Here is a 20,178-nt window from a genome sequence, read left to right as displayed (position 1 = left end):
TCGGCCGCGCCAAGTGTGAAAAAGAATTGCGGAAAAAGCGTTGTAAGCAGTGCCCGGTTTTTCTAATGGCGTGTCATCTGACAGCAGGGAGAGCCCCGTCTGCCGGCCTGGCGCCAGCAGACGAACATGGCGCCAGGCGCCGGATCAGCGCAGCGTGCGCGCGAAGAACTCGTCGGTGCGGGTGTTGGCCAGCGTGGCCGCGCCATGGTCGTAGTGACCGCCGCCCGGACGCGCAAACGCGTGGTCGCAACCCGGGTAGACATGGATCTCGGCATCGTTGCTACCGGCGAACGCTGCCTTGATCTTCTCCTGCGCATCCGGCCCGATGTATTCGTCGGCGCCGGCCAGGTGGTACAGGAACGGCGCGCCGATGTTCTTCGCTTCGGCCAGGTAGTTGTCGGTGCCGCCGCCGTAGTAGGCCGCGAACGCATCGCCATCGGTGCGCGCCGCGCTCAGGTAGGTCATCAGCCCGCCCAGGCAGTAGCCGGTGACGCCGACCTTGCCGGTGCTGCCTTCCATCGTGCGCGCCGCGCTGATGGTGGCGGCAATGTCTTGCACGCCATGGTCGAAATCGTAGCTCTGGTACAGCGCGAACGCGCGCGCGACGTCGGCTTCATTTGCTTCCGACAGCTCCACGCCCGGCTCTTCGCGCCAGAACAGGTCGGGAGCGACGGCGATATAGCCCTTGGCGGCGTAGTTGTCGGCGATGCTGCGGATGCCGGCGTTCACGCCAAAGATTTCCTGCAGCACGACGATGACCGGGTAGGTCCCGACGACGTCGGGACGGGCCACGTAGCAATCAAAACTGCGTTCGGCGGTGGTGACGGTAAGTGTTTCGGACATGGAATTCCTTTTGGTTGACGGGGAGGGTGCCGGCCGGGTTGCGTGAGCGGCCGTAGCGAGGCATATGATAAGACGAATGGGGCGGATGCTGCCACCAGCACGATTGTGGCCCGGCCCGGCCCCTCGTGCGCGCAGATATCAGCCCTGCAGACTGACGCCCATTTGCCGGCAGTAATGGGCGAGCTGCTCGGGCAGCTTCTCTGGGCACACGCCGCACGCCCGGTTACCGGGCACGGCATAGTCGATGAAGGTCGGGTAGGGTAGAGCCAGCTCCGCCATGATCGAGCGAAACTCATCCAGCGTCTTGCCGGCGCCAAGTCGCCCATTGCGCTGTTTTTCCTGGGCGATCGAGGAAACGCGGCGCGCCTGATAGTCGTGGGCGGGATAGACCAGCGTGTCATCAGGCAGCGTGAACAGCTTTTCGATCACGCTGCGGTACAGCGCATCGGCATCTCCGTTCTGGAAATCGGTGCGGCCGCAGCCGTCGATCAGCAGCGCGTCGCCGGTGAACACCCGCTCGCCGAGCAGATAGGAAAAGTGCCCATCGGTATGGCCGGGTGTATGCAGCGGCTGCAGGGATAGTCCGCCGACCTCGAACGGGCGGCCTTCCTCGATCGCCACGTCGGCGCACGGCAGGCAGTCGAACGCGGGCGCGGCGATCTTGCTGCCGGTGGCGTTGCGCAATGCCAGCGCCGCAGTGATGTGGTCGGCATGAATATGGGTGTCGAGCGTGAAGGCCAGTGTCAGTCCCAGTTCGTGCAGAACGCCAAGATCGCGCTCCATGCTGACGATCACTGGGTCGATCAGGATGGCCTGGCCGGTTTGCGGATCACCCAGCAGATAGGTATAGGTGCTCGACAGCGGTTCGAAAAGTTGTTTGAAAATCATGGTGCCTCCGGTGATCGGTGGATCAGGACCTGCGCCGTTCGAGCAGTTCGAAGAGCCCCATGCCAGCCAGCATGGCGGCGCAGAAAATGAGTGGCTGCACGCCGCCTGTCGCGAGGGAAGCCAGTGCCGGACCGGGACAAAAGCCGGCCAGTCCCCAGCCGGCCCCGAAGGCCAGGCTCCCCAGCACCAGCCGGCGGTCGATCCGGGTGGCTGTCGGCAGGCGCATGGGCTCGCCCAGCAGCGATTGCCGGCGCCTTGCAGCGACCCGGAATGCCGGCAGCGCCACCAGGATCGCGCCCGCCATCACCAGCGCCAGTGAAGGGTCCCAGCGGCCGGCCAGGTCGAGAAAGCCCAGGACCTTGGCCGGGTTGGTCATACCGGATACGATCAGGCCGATGCCGAACACGAGGCCGGTAATCAATGCCATCAGGATGCGCATGCTGTTCTCCTCAAGCCAATAGATGGCGAATAATGAACACGGTTGCGAAGCCGGCGCCCATGAACGCCAGTGTCGCCGCCAGCGAACGGGCGGAAGCACGTGCCAGCCCGCACACGCCATGGCCGCTGGTGCAGCCGGCGCCGTAGCGGGTGCCGATGCCGACGATCAGCCCGGCGGCAATCAGGGTGCCCGTGCCGGCGTCGATGTGCATTGCGGGCAATGGGGCGGCCAGCATGTAGACGAGTGGCGCCACGATCAGGCCGGCAAGAAATGCGATGCGCCAGCCGCGTTCGCCCGGGGCCGGCCGCAGCAGTCCGCCGACGATGCCGCTGATGCCGGCGATGCGCCCATTGAACAGCACGAGCAGGGCGGCGGCCAGGCCGATCAGCAGGCCGCCGCCCAGCGCGGTCCAGGGGGTGAAGTCAGCCCAGTTGACGGTCATCGCTGCCTCCCGGTTGTGCACAGAACTGCTGGTACAGGACCTGTAGCACGGCGCTGGCCGCGTCGCTGGCGAGGCTGTAATAGATTTGCTTGCCGTCACGCCTGGTCGTGACCAGGCGCTCCTCGCGCAGCACACTCAGCTGTTGCGAGAGGGTGGGCTGGGCAATCCCGGACGCCGCTGCCAGCTCGCTGACGCAGTATTCGGCCTGCGTGAGCTGGCACAGCAGCAGTAGCCGGTCCGGGTTGGCCAGCGTCTTGAGTAAAGCGCAGGCGCGCACGGCAGCGGCTTGCATCTGCGGCAGGTTCAATGGTTCTGGTTGGGGTGTCATGGGTTCGCTTTCGTCAGACTTCATTGAACCACACTATATCGAAAAACAAAATATATTTTAATATATTAATTGGTTCGTGACGGCGGTTTGGGCGGTGCCAACGCGTGTGCCCGGCACGGGGTAGAATTTCAGGGCATTGTGGTCGTCATGCCGTCGTCGAACGTCTTCATGACTCACCACGACCATTGCCATATTCTGAAAGAACCGTACATGAGTCATTTCGAGCACCTCCGCAGTCACGCCATTCCTGCACTCCAGGCCACGATGGAAGAGTATGTCGCGCCGGCGTCCGGCGCGCGCCACATCCACCTGACCACCAGCGGCGCCGACATGGCCTTCCTGGTGGGTTTCCCCACCGTGCCCGACGCCAGCGATGGCCGCGCGCACATCCTCGAACACCTGGCGCTGTGCGGCTCGCAGCGCTATCCGGTGCGTGATCCGTTCTTCGCCATGCTGCGCCGCTCCACCGCGACCTTCATGAATGCGTTCACCTACGCCGACCGCACCGTGTATCCGTTCGTCAGCACCGACGAAAACGATTTCTATAACCTGCTCGATGTGTACCTCGATGCCGCTTTCTTCCCGAAGCTCGATTACCTGAACTTCCTGCAAGAAGGCTGGCGCTACACGCTCACCGACGGCGTGCTCGGTTACCAGGGCGTGGTCTTCAATGAAATGAAGGGCGCGTTCGCCGATCCTGGCCACGCTCTGTACAAGGGCCTGACCTCGACGATCCTGAGCGGCACCACCTACGAGGTCGATTCGGGCGGCGATCCGCTGGCCATCCCCGAACTCACGCACCAGATGCTCAAGGACTTCCACGCCAGCCATTACCACCCGTCGCAGGCGATCTTCATGACCGCCGGGCCGCTGCCCGCCGCCGCAGTCCAGGCGCGCATCGCCGAGCGCGTGCTGGCGCGCCAGATCGATGTCTCGGCGCGCCGCGTCCCGCAACTGGCCAGCGCCTTCGCAGCGCCGCAGCGCAATACCGTGCGCATCCCGTCGCAGCAGGGCCGCGACAACGAATTTGGCCTGCAAATGACGTGGCTGATGAGTGAGTCGGCGATCCCGAAAGTGGCATTCGAAGCGAGCCTGTTGTCGGCCGGCCTCTTGGGCGACGCCGCCGCGCCGTTGATGAAGGCGATGGAGACGGCGGGCTATGGCCGGCCATCGGGCTTCAATGGCCATGACGACAGTGCCCGCCAGATGCTGTTCCACGTCGGCATGGAAGGCCTCACCGAGGCGCAGGCGCCGCTGGCCGAAGCGCTGATCTGGTCCACGCTGGAGCAGGTGGCCGAGCAGGGCGTGGAGCACGCCACGCTGCAGGCTGCACTGCGCGACCTGAAGTACCAGCAACGCAATACCCGCAGCGGCAGCATGCCGAACGTGCTCGAACGCCTGCTGGTGGCGCTGCCGGTCGCGATGCGCGATGGCGACGTCGTCACCGCCTTCGACAGCGACGCGATCCTGCAGGCGATGGAAAGCGATATCGCCGATCCCGCCTATTTCAAGTCGCTCGTACGTAACCTCTTGACGTCGCCTGGCCGCCTGGTCTCGACCATCGTGCCGGACGCCGCCTATTTTTCCGACCGCGACGCGGTGGAAAGCGCGCGCCTGGCGCAGGCCTCGGCCCAACTGACCGACGCCGACCGCGCGCGCATCGCGGCCGATAGCGTGGCCCTCGAAGCGCACCAGAAAACGGCGTTCGATTCGCAGGTGCTGCCGCGCATCCGTCCCGGCGACGTGGGCACGCAGCCGCGCACCTTGCCCGCGTTTGCACCGGCCACAGACGACATCCACGCGTTCAGCATCGGCTCGAACGGCATTTCGTCGGCCAGCATCGTGTATGACGTGTCGGCCATGCCGGCCGCTGACTGGCCATGGCTGGCCCTGTACACGCAGCTGCGCGACGACCTGGGCCTGGAAGGCCAGGACTACGCCGATGCCGGCGCCTGGCGCCAGCGTATGGTGCCGTCGTTCGGCTTCGACCTGCAACCGTTCCAGCTGCCAGACGGCGCGCTGCGCATCGACCTGGCGGTATCGGCCAACGCCCTGCGCGAAGAGCATGCCAATATCGTCGCGGTGCTCGATGCCTACATGGCCCGGCCACGCTTCGACGAGGCCGTTCGCCTGCGTTATCTGCTTGAGCGCAAGGTCGAAAACACGCTGGACGACCTGGCACAGGCCGGCAGCCATTACGCGTCCATGGCCGTGAGCGCGCCGCTGGCGCAAGTGCGGCGCTTCCAGGATGCCATTGCCGGGCCGACCGCGCTGGCATTCAACGCCCACCTGAAAGCACTGGCTGCCACACCGGAAGGCGTGGCGCAGGTCGCGGCCGAACTGGCGCGCATCCATGCCGCCATCGTGGCCCGACGCCCGAGCATCCTGTGCGCCGGCAGTGGCGACGACGGGCATGACCTGGCGCGCCTGCTGGCGGCCGCCTGGCCGACGTCCGCTATCGCAGGTGGCGCAGTCCCGGTGCCCGGCGCATCCACAGAAACCGCGCCGCAAGTCCCCGCGAATGTCGCGTTGCACGCGGCGGGCCAGGTCAATCACTGCAATATCGCATGGGCGGTGCCGATGTCGCACGACGCCGATGCTGGCGCGCTGAGCGTGGCTGCCGAGCTGTTCACCAATCAGGTGCTGCACACGGCGCTGCGCGAAGCGGGCGGCGCATATGGCGGCAGCGCGTCGTATGCGGGCGATTCGGGCGTGTTCTCGATGGCGTCGTTCCGCGACCCGCGCCTGGCGGCCACCTACCGCGATTTCGACGGGGCGGTCGACACCATCCTGGCGTCCGACTACAGCGACGAGCAGGTCGAGGAAGCCATCATCGGCGTCATCAAGAAGCTCGACAAGCCGGAAGCGCCGTGGGATGCGGTGCGCCTGGGCTGGCGCATGTACCGGCGCGGTACCGACATGGCCACGCGCGAGCGTTTCCGCCAGGCCGTGTTGGGCTGCACACAGGCGCAGGTGAAGGCGGTCGTGCTGAAGTACCTGAAAAACGGCACCGCCAGCCGCGCGGCGTTTGCCGGCAACACCGAGCAGGACCTGGGCGGCCTGGCCGTGCTCGATTTGTCGGTGCTGGCTGGCGCGTGATGGTATGCGGCTACCGCCGGTAGCCGCCCGTCATCCTGGTTCCCTATTAAAATAGCTCAAGCACTATATTTAATAGGGAATTTCTTTTCGAGTATTTTAGTAGGCGCAATGCCTGCTGTCGGATTCGGCCAGCCCTGAATCTTCGATTCATTTTCCAATCACTCCGATGCATTGACGGTACGCAGAATCCGCCCGGGATGTCCTGCATATCATCCATTGGTATTGCGCGTGCGCGCAGGCTGTTCCAAAGATTTTCTCAGTTAAATATCTGCACGGATAATGCAAGTGAGATACGCCATGAAACTGTTTGCGCCATTGGATAGTCTGCCGGATACGGCGCATGCGATCGATATTGACACCACATTCAAATCCGGCGCTGTTCAGTCTTGTAAAGCCAGAACGCTCCGTAGTAGTCTCAAGCAATGGAATATGTTTCATGCGGTAATTGATTACGATGGTTTCGAGGGTGCCGCCGATCATTTGCACGTGACCCAATCGACCATCAGTCACGCCGTTGCCAAGCTGCAAGAGCAACTCGGCATCGCCTTGCTGGAACTGAAAGGGCGCAAGGCGCAGATCACTGCCGAAGGTTTATGTCTGTTGGAAAGGTCGCGCGAATTGGTCCGGCACGCCAATGCGCTCGAGGCGCTGGCCGACACGCTGCGCCAGGGCTTGGGCCCGGAAGTGCGCGTGGCCATGGACCCCGGCTTTCCATCCGATCTGCTGATCCAGGCCACGCGGCAGTGTTCATCGTCACTACCCGACATGCGTCTGAGCGTCAGCGAAGTCACACCCGACGGCGCCCGCGGCGCGCTGCATGCGGGCGAGTTCGACATCGTCATCGGTGCGCAGCCGGTACTGGGCTTTGCCGCCGATTTCTTGCTCGAGGTCGAGCACATCGCCGTGGCCCATCCCGCCCATCCGCTGTTTTCAGGCAAGCGCGACATCACGCACGATGAACTCAACACGCATTCCCAGGTCGTCATCGCACCGGCACAGCACGGTAACGGCACCGGCATGGCCGAAGCCGCGCCGCATCATCCGGGTTCCTGGCGTGTGTGCAATCCTGAGCGGGCCATCGGTATCCTGCGACAGGGCGTGGGCTATGCGTGGCTGCCCAGGTTCCAGGTGCAACCGGCGCTGGACGCCCGGCACCTGCGCCTCTTGCCGATGGCGGGCGCGCGCCATCACCGCACGCGCCTGTACCTGATGTGCGCACAGTCGGTGGTGGTGGGGTCGGTGGCCAGGCAATTTGCCGACGCGCTGCATCTGTGCAGCGAGCGCTGCCATCAGGCAGGGGCGGGCCAGGCATGAAGCGCGTCCTGCAGCCGATGGCCATGCCGCTGTCGCGGCGCAGCAGAGACGGCGAGGCGCCCGCAGTGCTGTCCGCGTTCCGCCACGTGCTGCGCAACGGCTGGCTGATTGGGGGCGTGGCCTGTGTGATTGCCATCTTGGCCATCGTTGTCGCCCTCAGTGTAAAGCCGGTTTATGAATCGAACATCCTGATCCAGATCACGCGCAACGCGCCGCCATCGGCCGACGTGCAGACGGAAACCCCGGCCATCACCGAAATCGAAATCCTGCGCTCGCGCTCGATCCTGGCGCGGGTCGTCAATGCCCTCCACCTCGATATCGCCGTCGAGCCGAGCCTGTTTCCCGTCGTTGGCGCCTTCATCGCGCGCAGCAATCCAGGCTTGTCCGACCCCGGCCTGTTCGGGGTGGGTGGCTATGTCTGGGGCAACGAGCAGGTGCGGGTGGACACCTTCAACGTGCCCGATGCGCTGCTTGACCAGCCCTTCAATCTGGTCGTCAGCGCTCCGGATACCTACACGCTCAGCCAGCATGAGGCCGGCATACGCATAAAGGGCAAGGTGGGCCAGCGGCTGCACGCCAGGCTGCCTGCGGGAACGCTGGAGATCCTGGTTGCACATATCCACGCCAGGCCCGGCGCAGCGTTCACGCTGCATCGAAGCCGCGAGGGGCAGGCAGTGGACAGGTTGCAACGCTCATTGGCGATCGCCGAAAAGGGCCGGCTGTCGAATGTGATCGGCGTGTCGCTGCAGGGTGCCCGGCCCGAGCTCGTCAGCCGGATCCTCAATGAAATCGGCGACCAGTATATCCAGCAGCAAACCACCCAGAAAAACGACGAGGTAAAGAACCAGCTGGTGTTCTACGACCAGCAAGTCGCGCAAGCACAACGCCGCATCCATGAGCTCGATGCCAGGCTCAACGTACTCCTGCAACAGCACGGCGCATCCGACCTGAGCGAAGACGCGCGCATCCTGGCCCAGCAGTCGCTGGTGCTGCAGGCCGAACTCACGGCCAAAGAACAACAGAGAATCGCGTTGTCGGGCCGCGTCGGCGACCGGCATCCCGACATGCTGGTCGTGACGCGGCACATCGCCTCGATCCGCCATGACCTGGCCGACATCGAGAACAGGCGCAAGGGCTTCGGAGCAGCGCAGCAAGAAATACTGGCGGTCAATCGCGACAAGCTGGCGCACAGCCAGATGAGTTTCGAGCTGCTCAATACCCGCCACAAGCTCGATGCATTGATGCTGTCCAATCATGTCAACGTGCGCGTGGTCGATCGGGCGCAGATACCGCTGCAGTCGGTCACGCTCGGCTTGCCGATCATGCTCGTGCTGGCTTGTCTGCTGGGCCTGGTGGGCGGTGTCGGCGCCTCGGTGTTGAAGAACTCGCTGGTGCGGCGCAAGTACCGGGTCGGCGCAACATGGGGCGTGCGGCGGCTCGCGCTCGGTACGCAGGTGCCGCTGGACGAAGGTCAATCGCATCCGCAGGGCGCCGCGCCGGCTGCGGCGGGGCAGGGCGAAGCGACAATCAGCGCCGCCAAGGGCGATACGCAGACGACGACCGCACAGGGGTGAGCTGGCATGCCGGTTCGCCCGTCGCATGAGCCGCGCTGTATGCGCGTCCATGGCAAGCCGGCGTACAACGCGCCTCCATGGCAAGTCCGCGTGCAACGCGCCGCAGAGATCCGCCTGGGCTACTTCACTGATGCAAAGCATGCCGTCATTCCTGGCGCGCATGGTATTTAACCTGAGCCGCCAACCATCTTTTTTCGATATTTTCTCGTGGATTGATCGAAACAGAAACCAATCATAAAAATGCATCTGATGAGGAAGTCTGCTCATCAATACATCGATATTTTCAACGCTTTTTTCATTCCCATTTTGCTAAAGTAAATATCTGTTCAAACGTGGTATCTGTAAATGTCGGGGTTTGCACTGGCAACGAAATGATGTTGCGTGCGCATGCGAGTAAGGTGTTTTTCAGATCAGGCGGAGGGCATGATGGCGATAAAACAAAAATTCAATAGTTTTGAATCAGTGTTTCCGCCGGAATTATTGTTCCCCGTTCTCGAAACGTTTTTATTGGCATTGCTGGTCAGCGTGTTTATCTGCATGCTCAATGTCCTTACCGAGCGTTGGCATGGCAGGTTTTCATTCGATATCGACGTTAACAGTATCCAGAAAGTTCACAAGAACATGGTCTCACGCACTGGTGGCGTGGCGATCGTTGCGGGCGTGCTGGCAGTGCCGTTCTATGGCGGTCTGTTTGGCTACCCGCTTGCGCTGCAAACCGAGGCAAACACGCTCATCTTGCTGCTGTTGCTGGCAGCGCTGCCTGCGTTTTTGGCCGGCATCATCGAAGACCTGACCAAGCAAGTCTCGGTCCGCACCCGCCTGTGCGCCATCCTGACAAGCGCCGTACTGGCCGCCTGGCTGGTGGAAGCGCATTTGCCGCGCCTGGATATCTGGGCGCTTGACGGCGTCTTGCACTGGCTCCCGGTGTCGTTTGCCATGACCGCATTTGCGGTTGCCGGGGTATCCAATGCCATCAATATCGTCGACGGTTTCAACGGTGTCGCCGGTGGCACGATCGTCGTCATTCTTGCCGGCACAGGTTTTCTGGCGTGGCAGGATGGGGATCTCGTCGTCACGCTGCTGGCTTTGGCTGGTATGGGTTCGACCATCGGATTCTTGCTTCTCAATTACCCGACCGGCCGCCTGTTCATGGGTGACGGTGGCGCGTACTTCATCGGCTTCTGGGCGGCGGAGGTGGCAGTGCTGACGATTGTCCGCAATCCCGGCATCAATGCGTGGCAGATTCTCGCCATTTATGCTTACCCGGTGATCGAAGTCCTGTTCAGCATGTACCGCCGAAAGATCTTGCGCAGCGCTCTGGTCGGCGCACCGGATCGCCTGCATCTGCATTCGCTGTTTTACCGCCGCGTCGCCTGCAACAAGATTCGCATCGCCCCATACGCATGGCGCCGCAATGCCGGTGTCGCCTGCTTCGTCACCGCCTGGCTCAGCGCCGCAACGATTGCCGCCGTGCTGCTCGGCGATACCGTACCCGCCGCCGTGGCACTGGTCCTGGCCCAGATGGTGGTCTACGTGGCGGTCTACATGCGCCTGGTGCGTGGCCATTGGGGGCGTTGCCGCCACCCCGCCGTCATTCTTGGTCTGCGGCCTCAGCGTAGACGCGGTGCAATCTGACCGATGCGGCCTCGTGTGTACCCAGTACATCCATTCTCTTTGCCACCTCTGACAGGAACAGGTTCATGCCCAACTTCGACGATATCCAGATGGCGCTGCGCGCCCATCCCCAGCGGTGGCTGATCACCGGCTGCGCGGGATTCATCGGTTCCAATCTGCTGGAAACCCTCTTGAAGCTCGACCAGACCGTGGTTGGTCTCGACAATCTGTCGACCGGCTTTCAGCGCAACCTGGACGAAGTGCACAGTCTCGTAACAGACCTCCAATGGCGGCGCTTCACGTTCCTGCATGGCGATATCCGCGATCCACACATGTGCCGGCACGCCGTCGCCGGCGTCGACAAGGTGCTGCACCAGGCCGCGCTGGGCTCGGTGCCGCGCTCGATCGTCGATCCTGTCGACACCAACGACGCCAATATCAACGGCTTTCTACAAATGCTGGTGGCTGCGCGTGATGCGCAGGTGACGTCGTTCGTGTATGCAGCGTCCAGTTCGACCTATGGCGACCATCCCGGGCTGCCCAAGGTGGAAGAACGCATCGGCAAGCCGCTGTCGCCCTATGCGCTGACGAAGTATGTCAACGAGCTGTATGCGGACGTGTTTTTCCGTTGCTACGGGCTGCGCACCGTGGGGCTGCGCTACTTCAATGTGTTCGGCAGGCGGCAGGATCCGAACGGCGCCTACGCGGCTGTGATTCCAAGGTGGATCGCGGCAATGATGGCAGGTCGCCAGGTGCAAATCCATGGTGACGGCAGCACGAGCCGCGACTTCTGCTACGTCGACAATGCGGTGCAGGCAAACCTGCTCGCAGCGATGGCGCCGGTCGGGGCCGGCAGTGCGGTCTACAACGTGGCCGTGAACGAAGCGACGACGCTGAACCAGCTGTTCGCCTGTCTGAAAACCATTCTCACTGCACATGGTGTAACGGCAATCATGGAGCCACTTCACACCGCGTTTCGCGCTGGCGATGTGCGCCATTCGCAGGCGGACGTGAGCAAGGCGACGCGTGAGCTCGGGTACGCGCCGGCTTTCCGCATCCATGCCGGGCTCGAGGCGGCTGTGCTGTGGTATCGCAAGCACCTCGGCAATGTCATGCCGGATGCGGGCCGTGTTCCCGGCGAGGGTTCTGGCACTGTTGCCAGTGCAGTTGCCACCACTGTTGCCAGTGAAGTTGCCACTACTACTGCCAGTGAAGTTGTTAGCGCTGGTGCCGGTGTCAACGCAAGCGCAGGTGTGAACCATGCCCATGCCAGCTAAGCATCTGGCGAAGGCCAAGGTGAAGGCGCTGACGATGCCGAACAGCCGAAATGAGGGGGACAAGTGAGTCTGCTCGATACGCTCGGCACACGATGCCGCATCGCCGATCCGCAGCATCTCGCGATTTTCCGCGGGCTGCTGACGGTGGCGCTGTTCACCTTGCTCGGCAAGCTGATGAGCGCGGCGAAGGAAATGGCAGTCGCCTACCGTTACGGCCTTTCGGCCGAGGTGGACGCCTACCAGTTCGTGTACAACCTGGTGTCCTGGCCGCTCGGCATCTGGGCCAGCGTGCTGACCGCAGTGCTGGTGCCACTGGTGGCGCGCATGCGTGTGTCCTGTCCGCAGGCGATTCCACGCTTTCGCGCCGAACTGGCCGGGTTCACGCTCGTGCTGGGCGTGGCGCTGGCGCTGCTGGGGTGGCTGGGCATTGGCGTCCTGTTGCAGTTCGACCGGAGCGGCTTGCCGGCGCACTCGGCGCAGCTCGCCGCAGCGGCGCTTCCTGGCCTGATCCTGTTGCTGCCTCTGGGCCTGCTGGTCGCGCTGCTATCGGCGTGGCTGCTTGCAGCGCAGCGCCATATCAACACCTTGCTCGAATGCGTGCCGACCCTGTTCATCGCGGCGGCAGTCCTGCTATGTACCGGCGGCGGGATCGGGCCCCTGGTGTGGGGCACGGTTGCCGGCTGCGCCTGTCACTTGCTCACGCTCCTGGCGCCAATGACGAAGCGCTGCGAACTCGAAGCGCCTGCCTTTACCAGAGACTCTGAGCAGTGGCAATGGTTCTGGCAAGGCTTCGGCATCATGCTCGCCGGCCAGGCCTTGATGAGCTTTACCGTCATCATCGATCAGTTTTACGCTGTAAGTCTTGGCACCGGGACACTCGCCACGCTGGGTTATGCGAATCGGGTGTTGTCGCTGATTCTCGGCCTGGCGGCCATCGCCGTCTCGCGCGCCACGTTGCCGGTGTTTTCGCAGGCCAGCGCCGATGCTAACGGGCAGGTCTACTGCATCGCCGCCGCGTGGGCGCGCCTGATGTTCGCCGCTGGAGTCGCCGTGATGCTGCTGAGCTATCTCGGCGCGCCGTGGGCGATACGTCTGCTGTTCGAGCGGGGCCAGTTCGATGCCATGGACACGGCGCAGGTCGCTGAGGTATTGCGCTACGGTTTGCCGCAGTTGCCCTTCTATTTTGCGTCGATGGTGCTGGTGAGCTACGCGCTCAGCCAGCGCCGCTATGGGTTGATCGGCTGGTCGGGCCTCATCGGCTGTGGTGGGAAGGTACTCGGCAACCTCTTGTTGGTGCCACGTCTTGGCGTCAATGGTATCGCGCTGGGGACGATGACGGTGTACGGCCTCAACGCGCTGTTCTTCTGGCTGGCGCTGCGACGTCAGTCGCCACCACGGCGCCCTGCGCCATGTCTCTGAACCATGGAGCGCATCCAGTGAAGATCCTGTTGCTGATGCATAGCCTGTCTGCGGGTGGCGCCGAGCGCGCCGCGTGCACGCTGGCCAATTTCTGGGCGGGCAGTGCGCGCGAGGTGACCATCGTCACGCTGGCCCCCGTCAGCGCTGATTTTTATCCACTCGATCGGCGGGTAGGACGTATTTCGCTCGATCTGGCAGGGGCCAGCCGCCATGCGCTTCATGGCCTGTGGCAGAACGTGCGGCGCGTGGTGGCGCTGCGGCGCCTGTTGCGCAGTCTGCGGCCAGACATAGCACTTGCGATGATGAGCACGCCAAACGTGCTGTTGGCCCTGGCCAGCCGGTGGCTGCCAACGCTGCAGACGATCGGTTCGGAGCGGTGCTATCCGCCGCACGCACCGCTTGGTATCTTGTGGCACCTCTTGCGCCGTACACTCTACGGCCAGCTGTCGGCCATGGTAGCGTTGACGGGCGAGTGCGCGCACTGGATCGAAACACAGACGTCGGCGTCACGCGTGGTCGTCATTCCCAACGCCATCGCCTGGCCGCTGCCGGACAACCCGCCGCGGCGCATTTCTGCCAGGCTGTGCCAGCCAAAGCGCAAGCGCTTGCTTGCCGTGGGTCGCCTTGAACCCGTGAAAAACTTCGACGCCCTGATCGGCGCCTTCGCGCGCCTGGCGGGTGCCTTTCCGGACTGGGATCTGGTCATCCTTGGCGAAGGCCCCGAGCGCGCCCGACTGGCATCGGTGATCGAGCGCATGGGGCTGGTTCAGCGCGTTGCCATGCCTGGCGTGGCAGGCAATATCGCGCACTGGTATGGCCAGGCCGATCTGTTTGCGCTGACCTCGCTTTCCGAGGGTTTTCCCAACGCCCTGGCCGAAGCAATGGCTTACGGCGTGCCCGCGGTCAGCGTCGATTGCAATACGGGGCCGCGCGACATCGTCCGGCACGGTATCGACGGTTTCCTGGTCCCGCCAGATGATATTGCGGCCCTGAGCACCGCACTGGCCCGCGTGATGGGCGACGCCGCATTGCGCAGGCAGCTGGCAAGCCGTTCGACGGAGGCGAGGCAGCGTTTTTCGATCGAGAAGATCGGACAGATGTGGGAAACCCTGTTCCTGGCATTGCGCGGCAGTCAGCCGCTGGCCCTGGAAATCGGCCGTGCAGACAGCCACGAAGCCGGCCGTGCAGGCAGCCATACAGGCAACCAGTCTGCAGCAATGGAAGACCCGGCCCATGAATCATGAACTCGCCGCCGGCAATGAAGCGAGGCTGCCCGACCGTTCCGGGCCACGGACGGCGTCATCCAATGAATCCCGTTTTTTCGTCAGATACCACACGCTGCTGATGGCGGTCGCGCTTGGCGCCATGTACGCCAACCTGCCCTTTTATTTATATGTCCTCGACGCGCGCTTGCTGCCAAAATTTATCTATTTCGGCATCTTCGCGTTCATTGCGCCGCTGATGGCCATACGGTGGCATGCCCTTGGCGATTACCTGGTGTCGCCATTTGCCTTGTGGGCATTGTTATTATTTTCGTTGAATATGATCCATCTGGCAGCCTTTCCCGCCAGCGCCGACCTTGGCGGTGCAGTGTTCATGGATATACATGCTGAAGCCAGACGTTCTTTGATCGCGACGCGCGCCCAATATATTCTGTTCGCCCTGTTTCTTGGATTCGTTGCCTATATCTCGCCCACGAGAATGTATTTACGAATCATGTTCATCCTGATGGCCAGCGTCCCATGCGCCGTCATCGTCGATTTTGCCAACCCCGGCCTGTTGTATCCAGTGGATATGACTGGCGCAGTCCTTGGGCGAGCGGCAGCCATGTTCATCAATCCGAACCTGGCCGGAGAGGCGATATTGCATATCGTCGTACTCGGCTTCGTCGTGCTTGGTCATCGCTATCGCATGCCCCTGTTTTTGTTGGCCGGAATCGCCATCCTGACCACGTTTTCCCGTGCCGCCATCATTGCCTGGCTGGTGTTGCTGGGGTTCTTTATTTACAAGAGAACATTGCCGAGAGCTGCCTTGATATCGCTGGCGATTGCACTCGTTATTCTTCTGGTCTTTATCGGGAGTTTTGAAAGTTATATATCTTCAAGAGACGAATTCGAAGACGCAGCCGCCAATATTCTGTCGAGGCTCAACTTCTTCTCCAGCTTTAGCTTCGATGATGACAGTTCCGAAGAGCGGGCAGGTGTGATTCAAGCCGGCTGGGAGTTATTTCTTCAAAACCCTTTATTTGGTTCAGGTGCTGGCGCCACACATTTTTGGCGGCACCGGGGAAGCACGCATAATCAGCTTCTTCTTTTAGCAGCCGAATATGGTGTTCTGGGAATTTTATTATGGGGATGGATGTTCATCATGCTTTGTAAAAGCAGTTTTTTCAGCGATCAGGGGTTGCGGTATGCCATGGCATTTCTGTTCGCGTTCATGTCGCTGTTCACCCATCAAATGCTGGATGCCGCCTCGTATTGGCTGGCCACGTTCGCGCTGGTGTGCGCCATGCCGGGCCGCGCACCGGCCGGCCCGCCACCCTGGCCCAGGTACGGGCCCAATTACGGGCCCAATTACGGGCCCAATTACGGGCCCAATTACGGGCCAGCACAGCGCATGGCGCGCTTGCGCTGAAAGGAACGCTCTGCACGGTGTCATGACACGACCGGCCCGGCCTGCATTCCATCCCGCGTGCTCGCACGCACACACGGTATCGACGACGACGCGCTCTTCGTATTCCACCATGACTTCTGCAAAATTTGTCATTTCGCTTGATTTCGAGCTGTTCTGGGGCGTCGCCGACACGCAGACGATTGCCGGCTATGGGCACAACGTGCTTGGCGAATGGCAGGCGGTGCCCCGCATGCTGGCCCTGTTCGCGCGCTACGGTGTGCGCGTGACGTGGGCGACGGTCGGGATGATCATGTGCCGCAATTACGATGACTGGCGCGCCACCCGGCCGACGCTCCTGCCCGGCTATACGCGCAGCGCGCTGTCGCCGTATGCCATGGACCAGTTCGTGCGCAGCTATCCGCGGCTGTTCTTTGCGCGGCCGCTGGTCGAGCAAATCCTGGCGGCGCAGGGGCAAGAGCTGGGCACGCATACCTATGGGCATTTCTATTGCAACGAAACGGGCGCATCACCAGCGCAATTTGCTGCGGATCTGGCATGTGCCCAGTCAGCGGCCGCCGACATGGGCGCCAGCTTGCGTAGCGCGGTACTACCACGCAACCAGATTGTCGCGGCGTTTCTTCCCATCCTCGCGCAGGCGGCGATTCAGGTTTATCGCGGCAATGCGCAGCATCCGTTGTACCGCCATGGCGATGCCGTTGTCGGCGGCATTGCCGGCCGCGCAGCGCGCTTTGCCGATGCCTGCCTGCCCCTGAGCGGGAAGCGCACCGTGCGTCCGCAGTCGCATGGCGCCCTGGTGAATGTGCCGGGGAGCCAGTTTCTCTACCCATGGTCGCGCCGGCACCGCGCGCTGTTGCCCCTGCGCCTGCGTCGCCTGAAACAGGGAATGGCGCTGGCAGCGCGCGAAGGCAGTACGTTTCATCTATGGTGGCATCCGCACAATTTCGGCGTGAACCTGGACGAGAATCTGGCGCAGCTGGAAGTGTTGCTGGGCCATTACCGGCACCTGGCCGACACCCATGGCATGCAAAGCCATTGCATGGCCGACTTTGCCCCGGCCCCGGCCCCGGTGTCCACCTCCGCCTCGCCCACCACGCCGGGCGCACGGGGTCCGTCATGACGCGCCACGTTCTGCACGTCATCACCGGTCTGGCGGTGGGGGGCGCAGAGATGGCGCTGTACCGGCTCATCCTCGCGTTTCGCGACAGCCAGTACCGCCACACGGTCATCGTCCTTAGCCCTGGCGGCGGCATGTATTCGCGCTTTGTTGCATCCGGCATCACGCTGATCGTGCTCGACGTACGGCGCGCGCCCATCAGCGACCTGGTGCGCCTGGTCCGCCTGATGCGCGCGGCGCGTCCCGACATCGTCCAGACCTGGCTCTATCATGCTGATTTTCTCGGTGGCCTGGCGGCCCGGCTCGCCGGCAACCGCAATGTCATCTGGGGCATTCGCACGACCGATGTCGATGGCGGCTGCGCGCGCAGCACCGCGCTCGTGCGCCACCTGTGTGCATCGTTGTCGCGCTGGGTGCCGCACACCATCGTGTGCGTGGCCGAAGCGGCGCGCCGCTCCCATTCCCTGCTTGGCTACGATGCGGGACGCATGGTGGTTGTCGGTAATGGCTTCGATCTGGCGGCATTCACACCCGGCCCTGACGGGCGCGCGGCGCTGCGTGCGCATTGCGGCTTTGCGGCTGACGATATCGTGCTCGGCACGCTCGGGCGCTTCAACCTCGACAAGGACTACGCCAACTTCGTCAAGGCCGCTGGCCAGCTTGCCAGTCGCTACCCGCGGCTGCGCTTCCTGATGATCGGCAAGAACCTGGATGCCGCCAACGCCGAACTGATGCGCTGGATCGATGCCACCGGGTACACGGGGCGCTTTGTCCTGCTGGGCGAGCGCGCCGATGTCGCGATCTGCCTGTCCGCCATCGACATCTTCTGCCTGTCCTCGCGCACCGAAGCATTTCCCAATGTGGTCGGCGAGGCGATGGCGATGGGGTTGCCGTGCGTGGCGACGGATGTCGGCGACGTCGCCGTCCTGATGGCAAATACCGGCGTGCTGGTGCCCCGGGCCGACTCCAACGCGCTTGCGCAGGGCGTGGCGGGCCTGATGGCGCTTGACGCCAGGCATCGCAGGCAGATGGGTCAGCAGGCCAGGGCGCGGATCGGCGCCAGATTCACGATGGCATGCGTGCGGGAGCATTTCGAGCGCATTTATGAAGGCATCATTGCAAAAGGGGAACTCTGATGTGCGGATTCACTGGATTTCTGGCTGCGGCCCCTTCATCGGCGATCGACCAGGTCGGCTGCCTCAGGCGCATGACCGATGCGATCTACCATCGCGGCCCCGACGATGCCGGTTACTGGTCCGACGGCGAGCATGGCATCGGCCTGGGCCACCGGCGCCTGGCGATCCTCGACCTGTCCCCGGCTGGCCAGCAGCCGATGCGCTCGTGCTCGAGCCGCTTCATGCTCGTCTTCAACGGTGAAATCTATAACCACCTGGGCATCCGTAGCGAGCTCGAGGCAAGCGCCGGCGTGTGCGGATGGCGCGGTCGTTCGGATACCGAAACGCTGCTTGCCGGTTTCGACGCCTGGGGCATTGCCGCTACGGTCGAACGCGCCGTCGGCATGTTCGCCTTTGCCGTCTGGGACCGGCAGGCGGGCTTGCTGACGCTGGGGCGCGACCGTGTCGGCGAAAAGCCCCTGTATTACGGCTGGCAGGGCCGGGGAGACGACGCAGTGTTCCTGTTCGGCTCCGAACTCAAGGCACTGCGCGCGCATCCGGCATGTGCTGCCGACATCGATCGCGCTGCACTGTGCCTGCAGTTGCGGCACAGCTATGTGCCGACCCCGCATTCGATCTATCGCGGTATTGCCAAGCTCCCGCCGGGCTGCCTGCTGACTGTCTCGGCGGGGCGCCCCGAACCGGTGCTGCACAGGTATTGGTCGGCAGCGCAGCAGTACACAGCGGGCGTCGCCATGCCGTTCGTGGGCACGCCAACGCAAGCTGTCGATGCGCTCGACACCTTGCTCGGGGCTGCCGTGGGCGCGCAGATGATGGCCGACGTCCCGCTCGGTGCATTCCTGTCCGGCGGCGTCGACTCGTCGACGATCGTGGCACTGATGCAGGCCCGGTCAACGCGTCCGGTGCAGACATTTTCGATCGGGTTTCACGAGCAGGGCTTCGACGAGGCGCCGTATGCGAAAGCCGTGGCCCGTCATCTCGGCACCGATCACACCGAGCTGTACGTGACGGCTGCACAGGCCCAGTCCGTCATTCCACGGCTGCCGTCGATGTACGACGAACCGTTTTCCGACTCGTCCCAGATTCCCACATTCCTCGTGTCCCAGCTGGCGCGCCGGCACGTCACGGTGTCGCTGTCGGGCGATGCCGGCGACGAACTATTTTGCGGCTATACCCGCTATGGATTCGCCGCGCATCTGTGGAAGTCAATCAGCGCGGCGCCGTTGCCCGTGCGCCGGCTCGCCGCCAGGAGCATCACGCGGGTGCCGGTGGCATCCTGGAACCGGCTGGCGCGCATGCTGGTGCCGTTTCTGCCGCGCGCCATGCGCTTTGCCAACACCGGCGACAAGCTGCATAAGGGCGCCCAGGTCATTGCCAGCGCATCGCTCGAGGCCTTGTACCTGGGCCTGGTGTCGCATTGGGACGACCCAGCCGCGCTCGTAATCGGTGGCCATGAGCCGCCCACCTTGCTGCGCGGGGCCGCGCCGGCACTGTCTGGGCTCGGTAATGTCGAACGCATGATGGCGCTCGACACGCTGACCTATCTGCCCGACGACATCCTGGTCAAGGTCGACCGGGCAGCCATGAGCGTGTCGCTCGAAACGCGAGTGCCGTTCCTGGATCACCGCGTGATCGAGTTCGCGGCGCGGTTGCCGCTGGCGCTGAAATTGCGCGATGGCGTGGCCAAGTGGGCGCTGAGGCAAGTGTTGTATCGCTACGTGCCGCAAGCGCTCATCGAGCGGCCCAAGATGGGCTTTGGCGTGCCCATCGGCGACTGGCTGCGCGGCCCGCTGCGTGACTGGGCCGAAACCCTGCTGGCCGAGCCGCGGCTGCGCAGCGAAGGATTCTTCGATCCCGCGCTGCTGCGCACGCGCTGGCGCGAGCACCTCGATGGCCGCCGCAACTGGCAATACCACCTGTGGGACGTCCTGATGTTCCAGTCGTGGTTCGAACAGCAGGGTGCGCCGCGTCCTGAAGCGGCTGACGCCGCGCTGCGCTGTCCTGCTCCGCCCGCCGCGGCGGCGTCCTGCACGCTGGCGAGCTCGACCTCGTGAATT

At 63.4% G+C, this 20,178-nt stretch carries 15 protein-coding genes and 1 pseudogene; 11 read left to right on the top strand and 5 right to left on the bottom strand.

All coding sequences use genetic code 11. The features are described from left to right. Positions 1-144: 144 nt before the first annotated feature. From RCH14_RS03020 to RCH14_RS03000, 5 genes are all read right to left on the bottom strand, one after another. Positions 145-843: a dienelactone hydrolase family protein gene (locus RCH14_RS03020; RefSeq protein ID WP_343024669.1), complete on the bottom strand. Its 699-nt coding sequence runs from the start codon at positions 841-843 to the stop codon at positions 145-147. A gap of 138 nt (positions 844-981) precedes the next feature. Next, positions 982-1,731: an MBL fold metallo-hydrolase gene (locus RCH14_RS03015; RefSeq protein ID WP_343024668.1), complete on the bottom strand. Its 750-nt coding sequence runs from the start codon at positions 1,729-1,731 to the stop codon at positions 982-984. 22 nt (positions 1,732-1,753) lie between these two features. After that, positions 1,754-2,170 (bottom strand): YeeE/YedE family protein, encoded by a 417-nt coding sequence (locus RCH14_RS03010; protein WP_343024667.1) that lies wholly within the window; start codon positions 2,168-2,170, stop codon positions 1,754-1,756. Between the two features lie 10 nt (positions 2,171-2,180). Next, complete coding sequence (locus tag RCH14_RS03005) at positions 2,181-2,612, bottom strand: YeeE/YedE family protein (protein WP_343024666.1); 432 nt, start codon at positions 2,610-2,612, stop codon at positions 2,181-2,183. Beyond that, positions 2,593-2,940, bottom strand: coding sequence for a metalloregulator ArsR/SmtB family transcription factor (locus tag RCH14_RS03000; protein WP_343024665.1), 348 nt, complete (start codon positions 2,938-2,940; stop codon positions 2,593-2,595). Before RCH14_RS03000 ends, RCH14_RS03005 begins: the two co-directional genes overlap by 20 nt. 168 nt (positions 2,941-3,108) lie before the next feature. On the opposite strand from RCH14_RS03000, the gene RCH14_RS02995 reads away from it, so the two are divergent. From RCH14_RS02995 to asnB, 11 genes and pseudogenes are all read left to right on the top strand, one after another. Continuing rightward, the gene (locus tag RCH14_RS02995; RefSeq protein WP_343024664.1) at positions 3,109-6,039 is read left to right on the top strand and encodes an insulinase family protein; all 2,931 of its coding nucleotides are present in this window, start codon (positions 3,109-3,111) and stop codon (positions 6,037-6,039) included. Positions 6,040-6,318: 279 nt separating this feature from the next. After that, complete coding sequence (locus RCH14_RS02990; protein WP_343024663.1) at positions 6,319-7,353, top strand: LysR family transcriptional regulator; 1,035 nt, start codon at positions 6,319-6,321, stop codon at positions 7,351-7,353. After that, positions 7,350-8,927, top strand: coding sequence for a Wzz/FepE/Etk N-terminal domain-containing protein (locus RCH14_RS02985; protein ID WP_343024662.1), 1,578 nt, complete (start codon positions 7,350-7,352; stop codon positions 8,925-8,927). Before RCH14_RS02990 ends, RCH14_RS02985 begins: the two co-directional genes overlap by 4 nt. A gap of 423 nt (positions 8,928-9,350) precedes the next feature. Then, complete coding sequence (locus RCH14_RS02980; protein ID WP_343024661.1) at positions 9,351-10,562, top strand: glycosyltransferase; 1,212 nt, start codon at positions 9,351-9,353, stop codon at positions 10,560-10,562. Between the two features lie 65 nt (positions 10,563-10,627). Continuing rightward, positions 10,628-11,644 (top strand): annotated as a pseudogene (locus tag RCH14_RS02975) (SDR family oxidoreductase); the annotation flags it as partial. A gap of 237 nt (positions 11,645-11,881) precedes the next feature. Further along, positions 11,882-13,237, top strand: coding sequence for a lipid II flippase MurJ (locus RCH14_RS02970; protein ID WP_343024660.1), 1,356 nt, complete (start codon positions 11,882-11,884; stop codon positions 13,235-13,237). A 17-nt stretch (positions 13,238-13,254) separates the two neighbouring features. Then, complete coding sequence (locus tag RCH14_RS02965) at positions 13,255-14,481, top strand: glycosyltransferase family 4 protein (protein ID WP_343024659.1); 1,227 nt, start codon at positions 13,255-13,257, stop codon at positions 14,479-14,481. Further along, positions 14,471-15,871 carry an O-antigen ligase family protein gene (locus RCH14_RS02960; protein WP_343024658.1) on the top strand — a complete coding sequence of 467 codons (1,401 nt, stop codon included), beginning with the start codon at positions 14,471-14,473 and terminating at the stop codon, positions 15,869-15,871. The genes RCH14_RS02965 and RCH14_RS02960 overlap by 11 nt, the downstream gene beginning before the upstream one ends. Before the next feature lie 109 nt (positions 15,872-15,980). After that, positions 15,981-16,988 (top strand): hypothetical protein, encoded by a 1,008-nt coding sequence (locus RCH14_RS02955; protein WP_343024657.1) that lies wholly within the window; start codon positions 15,981-15,983, stop codon positions 16,986-16,988. Next, on the top strand, positions 16,985-18,121 hold the full coding sequence (locus tag RCH14_RS02950) for a glycosyltransferase (RefSeq protein ID WP_343024656.1): 1,137 nt from the start codon (positions 16,985-16,987) through the stop codon (positions 18,119-18,121). The genes RCH14_RS02955 and RCH14_RS02950 overlap by 4 nt, the downstream gene beginning before the upstream one ends. Further along, positions 18,121-20,175, top strand: a complete 2,055-nt coding sequence (gene asnB / locus RCH14_RS02945) for an asparagine synthase (glutamine-hydrolyzing) (RefSeq protein WP_343024655.1) — start codon at positions 18,121-18,123, stop codon at positions 20,173-20,175. Before RCH14_RS02950 ends, asnB begins: the two co-directional genes overlap by 1 nt. Positions 20,176-20,178: the final 3 nt, after the last annotated feature.

This window comes from Massilia sp. MP_M2 (genome assembly GCF_039123635.1).
GTDB lineage: Bacteria > Pseudomonadota > Gammaproteobacteria > Burkholderiales > Burkholderiaceae_D > Telluria.
This window is presented reverse-complemented; position numbering and strand designations above follow the sequence as displayed.

What these genes read in the sequence shown, in the direction of transcription:
- RCH14_RS02955 (WP_343024657.1), top strand. Translation starts at nt 15,981, where the DNA reads ATGACTTCTGCAAAATTTGTCATTTCGCTTGATTTCGAGCTGTTCTGG.
- RCH14_RS02980 (WP_343024661.1), top strand. Translation starts at nt 9,351, where the DNA reads ATGATGGCGATAAAACAAAAATTCAATAGTTTTGAATCAGTGTTTCCG.
- RCH14_RS03005 (WP_343024666.1), bottom strand. Translation starts at nt 2,612, where the DNA reads ATGACCGTCAACTGGGCTGACTTCACCCCCTGGACCGCGCTGGGCGGC.
- RCH14_RS02985 (WP_343024662.1), top strand. Translation starts at nt 7,350, where the DNA reads ATGAAGCGCGTCCTGCAGCCGATGGCCATGCCGCTGTCGCGGCGCAGC.
- RCH14_RS03015 (WP_343024668.1), bottom strand. Translation starts at nt 1,731, where the DNA reads ATGATTTTCAAACAACTTTTCGAACCGCTGTCGAGCACCTATACCTAT.
- RCH14_RS02990 (WP_343024663.1), top strand. Translation starts at nt 6,319, where the DNA reads ATGCAAGTGAGATACGCCATGAAACTGTTTGCGCCATTGGATAGTCTG.
- RCH14_RS02995 (WP_343024664.1), top strand. Translation starts at nt 3,109, where the DNA reads ATGACTCACCACGACCATTGCCATATTCTGAAAGAACCGTACATGAGT.
- asnB (WP_343024655.1), top strand. Translation starts at nt 18,121, where the DNA reads ATGTGCGGATTCACTGGATTTCTGGCTGCGGCCCCTTCATCGGCGATC.
- RCH14_RS03000 (WP_343024665.1), bottom strand. Translation starts at nt 2,940, where the DNA reads ATGACACCCCAACCAGAACCATTGAACCTGCCGCAGATGCAAGCCGCT.
- RCH14_RS02960 (WP_343024658.1), top strand. Translation starts at nt 14,471, where the DNA reads ATGAATCATGAACTCGCCGCCGGCAATGAAGCGAGGCTGCCCGACCGT.
- RCH14_RS03020 (WP_343024669.1), bottom strand. Translation starts at nt 843, where the DNA reads ATGTCCGAAACACTTACCGTCACCACCGCCGAACGCAGTTTTGATTGC.
- RCH14_RS03010 (WP_343024667.1), bottom strand. Translation starts at nt 2,170, where the DNA reads ATGCGCATCCTGATGGCATTGATTACCGGCCTCGTGTTCGGCATCGGC.
- RCH14_RS02950 (WP_343024656.1), top strand. Translation starts at nt 16,985, where the DNA reads ATGACGCGCCACGTTCTGCACGTCATCACCGGTCTGGCGGTGGGGGGC.